At 57.0% G+C, this 12,022-nt stretch carries 7 protein-coding genes; 5 read left to right on the plus strand and 2 right to left on the minus strand.

The features are described from left to right. Positions 1-72: 72 nt before the first annotated feature. A complete protein-coding gene (locus VO84_RS19945; RefSeq protein WP_058189542.1) occupies positions 73-1,626 on the minus strand; it encodes a hypothetical protein in 1,554 nt (517 codons plus the stop codon). Positions 1,627-1,968: 342 nt separating this feature from the next. Here VO84_RS19945 and VO84_RS19950 point away from each other — a divergent pair, with 342 nt between their 5' ends. The 5 genes from VO84_RS19950 (at position 1,969) to VO84_RS19970 (ending at position 11,689) form a co-directional block, all read left to right on the plus strand. Then, positions 1,969-3,186, plus strand: a complete 1,218-nt coding sequence (locus VO84_RS19950) for a potassium channel family protein (protein WP_058189543.1) — start codon at positions 1,969-1,971, stop codon at positions 3,184-3,186. A 459-nt stretch (positions 3,187-3,645) separates the two neighbouring features. Further along, entirely contained in the window at positions 3,646-5,712 is a 2,067-nt protein-coding gene (locus VO84_RS19955) for an SEL1-like repeat protein (protein ID WP_157440024.1), read from the plus strand. Between the two features lie 178 nt (positions 5,713-5,890). Beyond that, a complete protein-coding gene (locus tag VO84_RS19960) occupies positions 5,891-7,765 on the plus strand; it encodes a bifunctional homocysteine S-methyltransferase/methylenetetrahydrofolate reductase (RefSeq protein ID WP_058189545.1) in 1,875 nt (624 codons plus the stop codon). 195 nt (positions 7,766-7,960) lie between these two features. Then, positions 7,961-9,757 carry a tetratricopeptide repeat protein gene (locus tag VO84_RS19965; protein WP_197414138.1) on the plus strand — a complete coding sequence of 599 codons (1,797 nt, stop codon included), beginning with the start codon at positions 7,961-7,963 and terminating at the stop codon, positions 9,755-9,757. A gap of 408 nt (positions 9,758-10,165) precedes the next feature. Beyond that, the gene (locus tag VO84_RS19970; protein ID WP_058189547.1) at positions 10,166-11,689 is read left to right on the plus strand and encodes a ricin-type beta-trefoil lectin domain protein; all 1,524 of its coding nucleotides are present in this window, start codon (positions 10,166-10,168) and stop codon (positions 11,687-11,689) included. Here VO84_RS19970 and VO84_RS19975 read toward each other — a convergent pair. After that, positions 11,662-11,922: a hypothetical protein gene (locus VO84_RS19975; RefSeq protein ID WP_058189548.1), complete on the minus strand. Its 261-nt coding sequence runs from the start codon at positions 11,920-11,922 to the stop codon at positions 11,662-11,664. The two genes, VO84_RS19970 and VO84_RS19975, sit on opposite strands and share 28 nt — an antisense overlap. Positions 11,923-12,022 lie beyond the last annotated feature (100 nt).

Consider the following 12,022-nt stretch of genomic DNA (forward strand, 5'->3'; position numbering starts at 1 on the left):
TCTTAGCCTTTAGCCTACAGCGCGTCTCCGCACATTGAGCTAAAAGCTAAGAGCCAGCAGCTAAAAGCCGCATTAATACACAGTATTATTCGCGTCGCTCAGCCCATCCATGTACGCCACATCGTAGGCCGTTCCGGTCACCGAGACGTAAAAATTGTTAAGCTCCACGGGGACGGCAGCAGTCGTGTAGATGTGTACCTGGCCGCCAACCGCAGTGTAGACCTTGTTCAGCCCGGTCACCGCGGCAATGCCCGTCGCATCACCCAGGTAAGGCAACAGTGTCACCGCGCCGGTCGATTCGTTGTACATCGTCAGGCAGCCATAGGCGAGCCCGTCTGCAAAGCGTGCGCCGTTGGTGCACTTCGTTTCCGCAATCCAGAGCGTGTTCTCGTCCGCCTCAATCATGCGCGTAGGCCCGCCTGCCGCGCCGTCGCTGATCGATGCCGTCGAGGTAGTTGCAACCGTGGCCCCAGAGCCGGGAGCAAGATTAAGAGTCGTAAGCTGCCCGGTAAACAGTCCGCTGGAGGCGCCTGATCCCGCACACGCCGGCGCGCCGCTTGAGACCGAAGTCGACGCCAGGCACTGGCCGATGACATACATCGTCGTCGAGTCGATGAGCGCGTTGTTTGCACCGCCCGGCACCGCAATCGAACACGCCGTCAGGTTAGCTCCTGAGCCGCAAAGTGTGTGCAGGGCCGTATTCGTGGGCAGTTGGCCGGAACTCTGGTTGGGCAGGAAGATGAACCCGCCAGTGGGCAGCAGAGAAACAGCCGAGGTGGTACCACCGCACTCAGGTCCGCAGCTCAGCACATAGGCCGTGCTGCCGTCGTTCGAAAACAATGCCTTGACGGGGCGATCAAAACTAAGTGGAGCGCCGTAAGGAGTTCCGGTCGCGTCTACGTGATCCGGGCTCTGTGCCTGGTAAAGGCACCATGCCGGCTGATTCTGCGGCTCGCAGTCCACGGCTGCCTTGGGCCACGTGGACGTCCCGCCCGAATAAGCCAGCGTCTGCGAGGGGGTCAGCTTAATGGGGTAGTAGGCGTAATTAGAGTTGCGCACAAAGTACAGCGCCAACGATCCGCCGGCATTCGTGCTGACGTGATACACACCGGGAAGATTCAGGGAATACACTGCGCCGGCAGAGCTCACCGTGCGGTCAATGACGGTGGCCTGGCTGCTTGCCTCGGTCGCGGCAAAGATATAACTCTGGCTCCGCGTAACAAACACGCCTGCGGACTTGGCGGGCAGCCCGGCCTGCGATCCGCTGGTGGCTTCTTTCTGATAGTTGATGTAAACAAAGCTGCCGTCGCCGTATCCATACACCGCGCCGAGCTGTTCTTCAGGCATGTTCTGGATGGTGGTAGGCAGCGCGCCGGAATAGCCGGAGATGGAAAATGTGACGGTCTGGCCAGTGTGTTTAAAGCGTGTATCGTAATAGGCGTCGAGAACCTGCAGGGTTCCCTGGCTCAGCGCCGACGGATTTTGAATGGCAACCATCACGCGAAACTTCAGCCCGCTGGGCGGAAGCGAACGGCCTGCAAAATAAGTGGTCGTCCCACACCCCGCCAACGCAACCGCCAGGCCAAGCGCCGCGGCGGCGCTAATCCAAAAACTGCTCTTCTTCAAAATTCTTCCCTCGACCGAAAGCGGTAGCCTCACGCAACCGCAAGATAAATAAGCTTGTGACGGAATGCCGGCAACCCGCGCAACCGCGTAAAAACTCTGTCAAATGCCCGGTTTCGCCACTACTCCGATATTGCTTTTGACTCCCGAAGTATAACAAAGCAACCCACCAACAATTGCCTGCCGGCAGGCACAACAGGTGCTCCAGGTCCCCGTCTGAGCAGGTTGCCGTAAGGAGCCAGTGGCAGAACCAGCTTTCTGAAGACCGGGACCACCCTGCAGGCGCAGACCTCACTGATAACCCTTGTTCTGCCGAGTCCGCCGCAACCCGTTAAAGTGAACTATATGCATGTAACAGCGCTATTGGCCGGCAGCTTCCTTCTCCTCTTTGTCTTGTTGGATGCCTTCCAGACCATTATTCTGCCGCGTCGGCCAGTGGGACGGTTGCGCATTACACGTCTCTTCTTCCTTGTCACCTGGTATCCGTGGACCCTTCTTGCCGGCAGGTTACCCGCGCGACGCAGCCGCGAACAGTTTTACAGCATTTATGGCCCGCTCGCCCTGCTTCTCCTCTTCATCTGCTGGGCCCTGCTGATAGTTCTGGCCTATGGGCTCATCTTTATGGGACTAAAAGCGTCCCTGGTGGATCCTACGCACCCTCGCTCTTGGTTGGATCTCCTGCACAGCTGCCTTTATGTCAGTGGCACAACTCTCTTCACGCTAGGTCTTGGAGACGTCCAGCCAAACGGCAACATTGCTCGCTCCCTCATTGTGATGGAAGCCGGAACCGGCCTCGGGTTCGTGGCGCTCGTGATCGGCTACGTTCCGGTTCTGTATAACGCCTTTTCCAATCGCGAGATATCAGTGGCTCTACTCGACGCACGTGCCGGTTCGCCTCCAACCGCCGGCGAGTTGCTCACACGGCATAACTTCAGCGGCGGCCACGAAGCTCTATCTGCGCTGTTGAGCGAGTGGGAGCGTTGGGCCGCTGGCATGCTTGAAACTCATATCTCCTATCCCATCCTCTGCTATTACCGTTCTCAGCATGACAACCAGAGCTGGCTTTCAGCCATTACAGCCATTCTCGACACCTGCTCATTGCTCATTACCACGGTGGAGGGACCCAGCACTCGGCAGGCGCAGCTGACATTCGCAGTTGCCCGGCACGTGCTCGTTGATCTGGGGCACGTTTTTCACCGCGAGACGAAGGAGCAGAAGTACCGCGAGAACCCGGCTTCCCGGTTAAGCGACCAGGAGTTTGGCGAACTCTGTCAGCTCCTGGGTGAATCCGGTTTTTCACTCTGCAGCAGTGCAGACACTCGTTCCCGCCTCTCGGCAATACGAAAGCTCTACGAGCCCCATGCCCAGTCCCTTGCAGACTATCTTCATCTTGATCTGCCGCAGTGGACGCCTCCGCCGCCCGATCCAAATAAGAAACCGGATGGTTGGAAAACCGTTGCCGGACTTCGCTCACCGAATGCCGCCGCAGATCGGCTCAAAGTTCACGTCAGTCTACGTTCTACAGCCTCCCAGCTCAGCGACGAAGAAAACCACCCCTTCTGATCCTCGTGAAGCGATCGAACAGGGCGCGGTGATCTCGTTGGAGAAAGGTAGACCAACCATAAGCTCCGTCTGCAAATTTAGCCTGTTACCACAGTAAAAGTGCTCGGATAAGCAAGCTGCCCGTCCATGCGATAGCATGAAAATGACCGTTCTCCTTTGCTGAAATCTTCGGAACCCGTCGCCAAGATTTCAGCGGACGGCAAATCTCAGCGGATGCTAAACTGATCGCCGAATTCGGGCCCTTCAAAATCGAATGCTACTGTGAGGTTATGAGTGATTCAGCGAAATGCTACGCTCACCATTCTTCTGACATTCGTATGTCTTCCCGCCAGCTACCCGCAAGCCGCTCCGGCGTCAAGCGTATCTTCAGCACACGCTGCAGCCGTTCCAACTCAAATCACATCTGCTTCTAGAATAAAAATACCCGTAGGCGGCGTTCCAACCTTCACATACTACGACTTGCAGCAGATTGCACCGCCAAAACTCCCGCCGCCTGCGGTTCCACAATTGCCGCACACCATGAGGTTTTGCGCCTTGTATTGCTTCCAATTGACGCATGTTGGAGACCATTATGACGGCGTGCGTGAAGATGTTCCGGGCGCGACTGTAACTTCGACATACAAGATTCTTGAATTCGGCCGTTTTTCCGTAAAGATCCATCGGACAGACATCAGCGGAGACACCGTAGACCTGACCGGCGGAATCGCATCCGACAACGCCGGAGTGGTCGGTGGACAGTTGGTCTACCATGGCCATACCGGCAATACGGTCTATGGCAAATTCACTCTCACCTGGGACCCGACCGGTGGCCTCGCCACTCAGGACAAGTCGCCCCTTACCGCGCAAGACATCGCTACCATGGTCAAACAAGCGGATCTGTTTTATGCAACTGAACACTCGTTTGATGCCGCATTTCCTCTCTACGACAAAGCCGCCAGGGCCGGAAACATTCATGCGCAATCGAGGCTGGGCTTCTACTATTTTGCGGGCAGACATGAGCCGAAAGATTGTACGGAAGCTTTGCGCAGGTTTCATCTTGGCGACGATTCCGGGGATCCCGCAGGTACATACGATCTGGCCCGAGCCTATGACAATGGGTGGTGCGTCAAGGAAGATGATGCCGCGGCGTACAGGCTTTACGAGAAGGCAGTTGCAAAGGGAAGTATCGACGCAGCCATCATGATCGTCGGCAATAAGACGATGACCAATCCCGCTGAGGCCGCAAGAATGATGGCCAGGGGTGCTGAACAGGGTGAACCTTTGGCAATGATGACGCTCGCCAACCTGTATGCTGCGGGAACTCAAATCAGAAAAAATATCCCTGCCGCCAAGAAACTGTTTGAGGCCGCTGCAGAGGAGGGCAACTCAGCCGCTATGGGATCGCTCGGCAACCTGTATGAGACCGGCGCTGATGGCCCCATCGATATTGAGGCGGCATATCAGTGGTACAGTCGCCAGGAAGAGTTCGGCGATACAGAAGGGGCGCTCGCGAAGCGGGATGTGGTTGAGGCCGGGTACGATGTCAACAATCCAGGCGCGTGGAAATCACCGTCAAATGGCACTTACCTCAACTTAAAAGGTCTTTGGCAAGCTTACTTTGAGCAAAGGTTTCATGCCACAACCCTTCAAATCGCCCAGGCAGACAATCATCTCGTTGCTTACAAGGTCGAAATCAACGCCCCTTCGACACATCTCGGGTATTTCATGCGTGTCGACTACAATCCAGTCACTTTTACCGGTAAGGCTCAGCGCTATCAGGGTTCCGACTTAGGTAAGCTCCCTCCGCTATCGCAAGCGCAGTGGGGGCCGCCTGAGGATTTCATACTCATCGACCCGGATCATTTTGAGCTCGAAGGAAAGATATTTCAACGCTCCTCCGGGCTCAACCCACACGATGTTCCCTGCGATGAGAGCAATCGATTCGGTGTCCAACCGGCCTGGGCAACGCAGCGAGCGCAAATCGACCAGCAATGGTCCGACGACACAACAGCGGCATGTTGGTATCATGCCGCGGCCGTGGGGGGCTCGGCGCGGTCCATGAGCGAATATGGGAATTTTCTGCATCAGGGCCTGGGTGTTCGCAGAAACGATCCAGAAGCCCTCCAATGGCTTGAGAAGGGCGCAGACTCTGGAGACTACTATGGCGCCCAGATACTGTCGACGATGTACGAAAAAGGCGACGGGGTTGCCGCCGATCCGGCGAAGGCGCAAATGTGGCGCACCAAATCACAGCAATTAAAGGCCGCCATGGATCGAGTGCTGGAGGCCCAGAAACGCCAGGAGCAAGCTCAGGAACGGGATATGGAGTTTTTCCATAGCTTCATGACCGGCGCGCTAAATCTATTCATGAATGAAATGGCAAGAGATCCTGCTTGCGATGATGTTCAAATGCTCACCTCAACGGAAGATGCCTATCGAGACTCGATGCGTAAGAAAAAAACGCATGACGAGGCTGTTGCGTCGGGAAAGTGTAAGCCTACGAACATTGATGTGAACAATATGGTCGATGTAAGCGGCAAGCAATGATCCGCTTGCTTGGTATCGAAAGATGGCGGGTGGCCCCGATCCCCACCTCCGATCTCAACCCGCACCACGGGTTCCCCCGGTCCCTCGCTTTGGGGACCGGGGTTGGAAGCACTCCCATCGGTCCTGCCTCTCCCACCTTCCCCCCACGTCCGCAGCACATGCGGTAGCATGAAAGTGCATGCCCTCCTTCGCTGAAATCTTCGGAACCCGACCGGTAGTGGCCGATGGCGCAATGGGCACAGTGCTGAACAGCCGCGGCGTGCTCATCAGCCGTTGCTTCGACGAGCTGAATCTCACCGATCCATCCCTCATCCTGGCCGTGCATGAGGAGTACCTGCAAGCAGGCGCGGAAATTCTAGAAACCAACACCTTCGGCGCAAACCGCTTCCGCCTCGGCAAGTACGGCCTCGCTGGAAAAGTGGCAGAAATCAACGCCGCCGGCGTCCGCATCGCCCGTCAGGCAGTGGAGCGCCTCTTCGCCCGCCAGGCCGGCACAGCCTGGGTCTCAGGAACCATCGGCCCGCTCGGCGTCCGTCTTGAGCCTCTCGGCAAAACCGGTCTGGATGAAGCGCGTCTTGCATTTATCGAGCAGATCCGCGCTTTGGCCGCCGCCGGAGTCGACATGCTCACCATCGAAACCATGCCCGCCCTCAATGAGGCTCGCGAAGCGCTTCTCGCCGCCCATGAGGCCGCACCCGGACTTCCCGTTATCGCCATGGTCACGGTAGACGACGAGAGCAATTGCCTCGACGGCTCCTCCGCCGCGCATGCAGCAGCATTGCTCACCGAATGGGGCGCAGACGCCGTCGGCGTCAACTGCTCCACCGGCCCGGCCAGCGTCCTTACCGCAATTGAAAAAATGCGTGCCGCCACAACGCTGCCGCTTGCCGCCATGCCCAACGCCGGTATGCCGCGCGCCATTGAAGGCCGCAACATCTACCTCATTTCGCCGGAATACATGGCCAGCTTCGCCCGCAAGGCCATCATTGCCGGAGCGCAAATCGTAGGCGGCTGCTGTGGCACCACTCCGCACCACATCCGCATTATGCGTACCGCTGTCCGCGCGCTCGACGCGCAGGAGCAGATAGCGCACGGCGATGCAGTCGTAGAGATCGTGCGTGAAACGCCGCCCGTTCCACTCGCCGAGCGTTCCCGCATAGGCGCTCTGCTCGCACAGGGAACCTTCGTCAACATGGCGGAGATTGTTCCGCCGCGCGGCATTGATTGCTCCAAGGAAATCGATGGTGCACGGATGCTCGCGCTCCACGGCGTTCACGCCATCAATGTGCCGGATTCGCCCAGCGCCTCAGCCCGCATCAGCGCCCAGACCCTCTGCATCCAGATTCAGCAGCACACCGCCACTGAAACCGTACTGCACTACACCTGCCGCGACCGCAACGTCCTTCGCATTCAGTCCGATCTGCTCGGCGCATCTTCCATCGGCCTGCGCAACATCCTCTGCCTCACCGGCGACCCGCCGCGTCAGGGCACATATCAGGACGCCACCGCCGTCTACGACGTCGATTCCATCGGCCTCGTCAACATGGCCCGCCGTCTCAACCACGGCCTCGACGTCGGATCGAACGCTATCGGTGCAAGCACCAACTTCGCCATCGGCGTCTCCGCCCATCCCGGCGCGCCGGACATGGAGCACGAGCTCCGCCGCTTCAAATACAAAGTCGAAGCAGGCGCGGAGTTCGTCATCACCCAGCCGGTCTTCGACCTCCGCCTGCTTGAAGATTTTCTCGCCAGCATCGAGGGCTATCGCATTCCCGTCATCGCCGGCATTCTTCCGCTCACCAGCCTCCGCAACGCCGAGTTCCTCAAGAACGATCTCCGCGTCTCCATGCCGGAAGAGATGATGCTCCGCATGGCCCAGGCCGACACACCGGAAGCCGCCGGCAAAGAAGGCATCCTCATCGCGCAGGAGATGCTCGCCGCAGTCCGCCCATACGTGCAGGGCGTGCAAGTCACCGTCCCCGAAGGCCGCTACGCCGCCGCCGCCGAAGTCCTCACCGGCACAGGCGTCCCCGCTCAGGTTGCCCAGGCCTAGTCTCTCCCGCCCAATCTCCCACAAGTGTTGTCATCCTGAACGTAGCCGTCTTCTGCAGGCGAAGTGAAGGATCTGCGGCCGCCTTGCTATTATTTTCCCGGCTCTAAAAGCCGCAGATCATGGGGTAACCCCGTTCGTGTAGCATCGTTCTCACTTACCCACTACAAGATTAAGATTGCCGATGGAGGAATGCCCGTGGATCGACCCAAGCCCCTTCTTGCCCCGGACTCAATTTCGTTGAAACACGTCAATGCGCGGCTTCTCCAGATATTTGCAGCCATCACTTTCCTCACATCCGCACTTGCAGCACAAACGGCAAATGATGCCTGGAAGGATTGTCAGGAGGCGAAAGGCGAGCAGGCGATCCAAACCTGTACTGAAGTTATTGAGTCCGGCCACGAGAGCGGAGCGCGACTGGCCACAGTCTTTGTAAACCGCGGTATCGAATATCAACTAAAGGATGATTGCAGCCGCGCGATCCAGGATTACAACGAAGCAATTCGGCTTGAGCCGGGCAACGCAGTCGCATTCTATGACCGTGGCGTAGCCAAACTGTGCCTCGCCCGGCACAGTCATGCAAAGCAAAGCCTCAATCAATCCGTGCAGCTCAAATCGGATGAAGATGCCGTGAGCGAGCATGGAATCGCCTACAACGCAAAAGGTGCGGCTGCGCCCGCCATTCGAGAGGCTGGCATCGAAGACGCAGCCTCGGATCAGAAACACGAGCCACCGCCTTCCTCAGGCACAGACTTGGACCCATCCAGCAGTGAGCTCGACTCCGCAATCCAGGACTTCGATGAAGCCATCCGCCTTAATCCCGGGTTTGCGTCGGCTTGGAACAATCGCGGCTTTACATTCGCAGCAAGCGGCGACTACGACCGCGCCGTCAAGGATTTCAAAGAAGCCATCCGACTCGCACCTAAGAGCGAGCTTCCTCTGATTAACCGCGGTCGCGCGTATCAATCCAAAAGTCAGTATGACTTGGCCATTCAGGACTACAGCAATGCGCTGGAGTTGCAGCCGGATTCTCAGCTCGCGCATTTTGATCGCGGAATCGCGTATGAAATGAAGGGCGAAAACGAACTGGCTGAGCAGGATTATGAGGACGCAGTCAAAATTGACCCAACCTACGAAAACGCTCTCGTCAATCTCGGTAACACATACAGTGATAGCGGAGCCTATGATCGCGCAATCCAGAAGTTTGATCTCGCACTCCGTATCAAGCCCGACGATGCATTCGCATTTTACGACCGCGGAAACGCATACCGCGAAAAGCGTCAGTATGATCTGGCGATTCAGGACTACAGTCAGGCGATCAGTTTGAAGCCGGAGTATGAGCCTGCATTCAACAATCGCGGCCTTGCTTATGATCGCAAACATAAATTCGATCAGGCCATTCAGGACTTCGATGAGGCCATCCGCCTGAAGGAAGCAAACACTTGCTCACTCAACAACCGAGGCATCACATACGCCCATCAGGAAAATTATCACCGCGCCGTTCAGGATTTTGATGAAGCAATCAAGTTGAGGCCGAAGGATGAGCTCGCCTACAACAATCGAGGCATGGCATACGTGTTCCAAAAGCAGTACCAAAGCGCTGCGCCTGATTTTGATCGTGCGCTTGCACTCAGGCCGGATAAAATCGCACCTCGAATCAGCCGCTGTGCACTGCGCGTTGTACTTGGAGATTTGGAAGGCGCATTGGACGATTGCAACCTCGCTCTTCAGATGCAAAAAAATAACCCTCTGGCGCTGGATGATCGAGGAACCGTGTATCTGAAGATGAATAAGATGGACGCTGCCATCGCGGACTACAACGCAGCCCTAGCCATCAATCCCAGAATCGAAAGCTCCTTGTACGGCCGCGGACTCGCTGAATTCAAAAATGGCGATCGAGCCGCATCACAGCGAGATATTGGCGCAGCAAAGGCAATCGATCCTGACGTCGCAAACGAATTTGCTGAACTTGGCCTCCCCGCACCTTCTTTTTAGAAAAGTCAGCCATCTCGGAGACACAGATTTTCGGAGACACAGATTTTACGACGGTGAACAGCGACCAGTGGGATTTTCGTAGATGCTCTTGGTTCCAAAATCATCGCCCCAAAATTTCATTTGCCAACCATTTCAAGGCCATGTTAGAAAGGCGGCCAGTTATGGCGTGGCCCATTCATGCTGCATATGCCGTTACGCGACCGCAGCAACTCCACCGAGTGATCAACCTCGACGAAGCAGTTGAGGTTCTGACCGGAAGAGAGCGGCCCTTCTTCAACCGATCCGCGAGGCTGCGAAGAATTCTGGCAAAACAAATCGCACCCCAAAATCAAACATTCTTGAAATCGACTTTTTCAAAGCTCGCCTGCTCAGATTGCGTTAAACACATCCCCAAGGAAGGAAATCACTATGATTTTGAAACGCAAAGCACAAGCCGCGCTCAAGGGCAGGCTTGGGTATTGTCTGATGGCCGGAGCGCTTTTTTCAGGTAGCTGCTCGCTTCTGGCGCAAAACTCAGCTTTGGGAAACCACGACGGCTTCCCAGGCGCAGCAATTCACCGTCAAATATGTTCCGTAACTGCCGATTGCGCCAACGTCGACCGAACCGGTGAGGCCGGCAGCGCCCCCATCAGCATTGGCGGCTTCACTCTGAGCCCGCAGAACGCACCAACCTTGGTCCTCGATGACTCAGGCGCAGGCACCGGAGCAGGGAATCCGCTCGATATCTACACTTCGAACAGTACCGGCGCGCAGATGTGGTCATTGAACAATACCGGTGTGTCGCCGTCCGGTTTTTATAACTTCGCTGCACTTGGTCCCAATTGCATGACCGTCTCGGGAAGCACCAGCGGTGCGCCAGTGGGTCTGGATGCCTGCGCGGGCACTCCCGAACAGGCTTGGGATCCGATACTCATCGGGAAATTCTACGAATTCCAGGTCGCCAACAGCACCAATCTTTGCCTTACCGCGAGCGGAAGAGCCGTAGGCAGCGCTGTCGTGGTGGATACATGCACCGGCTCCAGCAGCCAGCTATGGTCGCTGGCTGTGGAAACCAACAGCAGCAACACCGGCAAAGGCGGCCTTGCCGCCAGCCCCTGCAACGGGATTGGCGACATGACGGTTGCAGGAGTCAGCTACAGACCCACCTGGTGCCAGGAGTTCGAGGGTCCGGCACGTCCGCCATCCACGGATGCCTGGAACTTCGACCTCGGAAACAACAACGGCTGGGGAAACAACGAAGCTGAGGTGTATTGCGGACCTCCAGGAGTCGAAGGAAATCCGAGCCAGTGTCCCACAAAGTTCAGTACTTCCACCGCTCCGGTCTACATCGATGGCAACGGCCATCTCGTCATCCAGCCCAGAAATGTAAATGGAACGTGGATATCCGCTCGCCTGAATACCGATGGAGGGCAGACCTTCCAATACGGCATTCTTGAGGCCAGAATCGAACTGCCTGATCTCACCAATCAGGGAATATGGCCCGCCTTCTGGGCGCTCGGCAACAACAGTAACAGTGGTGTTCCCTGGCCAACTACCGGAGAAATAGACATTCTGGAAGACTGGTCGCCGCAGGTCTTCAACGGAGCCGGAGACACAGGCGAAAACTCCACAATCCACACAGAACTTACCGGCGGAGACGGACTTTCGAACCGCTTCCTGTTTCCCACCGGAGAGGCAGTCAACACAGCCTTCCACGTCTATGGAATCATCTGGTCGCCAGACAAGATCCAGTTCTATGTGGACGACCCAACCAAGCCATTCTTCACCACCACTCCCGCCAGCCTTCCCTCAGGAGATGTGTGGGCATTCAATCAACCGATTTTCATCCTCTTGAATGAAGCCATCGGCGGTACCCTCGGTGGATCGACCGCCAATCTAACCAACCCCGGGCCGATGCGGGTCGACTACGTTCGCTGGTACTCCACGCGATAAAGCGTTTGCCGGGTGCCCCACCCATGCGCGACCTTATCGCGCATGGGTGGGACAGCACTCCCGCCGACCGGCGCCATCAGATCAGCCGGCGCAGGCTGTGCCGCAATAGCCACTCTCTGGCTGGTCGCCGGAGCCATCCGGCTCTGAACGCTCACATGCCGCCGCTGCACTTCCGCAACAGAAGCCTGCCACAGTGACAGCACTGTATTCCCATAAGTGTAAGTCTGAGACATTTCGCTACTCCGTCTATGCCGTGAAATTTTCGGTATGAACCAACGCCCGGAAAAATATCACTTCTGTACTTCATTCACAACAACACCCCGCAACACGGCG

Origin of the sequence: Occallatibacter gabretensis, from assembly GCF_001449115.1 — a bacterium.
Classification (GTDB): domain Bacteria; phylum Acidobacteriota; class Terriglobia; order Terriglobales; family Acidobacteriaceae; genus Telmatobacter; species Telmatobacter gabretensis.

Excerpts from the sequence above, each read along its gene's own strand:
- VO84_RS19950 (WP_058189543.1), top strand. The coding sequence starts at position 1,969 with ATGCATGTAACAGCGCTATTGGCCGGCAGCTTCCTTCTCCTCTTTGTC.
- VO84_RS19960 (WP_058189545.1), top strand. The coding sequence starts at position 5,891 with ATGCCCTCCTTCGCTGAAATCTTCGGAACCCGACCGGTAGTGGCCGAT.
- VO84_RS19970 (WP_058189547.1), top strand. The coding sequence starts at position 10,166 with ATGATTTTGAAACGCAAAGCACAAGCCGCGCTCAAGGGCAGGCTTGGG.
- VO84_RS19975 (WP_058189548.1), bottom strand. The coding sequence starts at position 11,922 with ATGTCTCAGACTTACACTTATGGGAATACAGTGCTGTCACTGTGGCAG.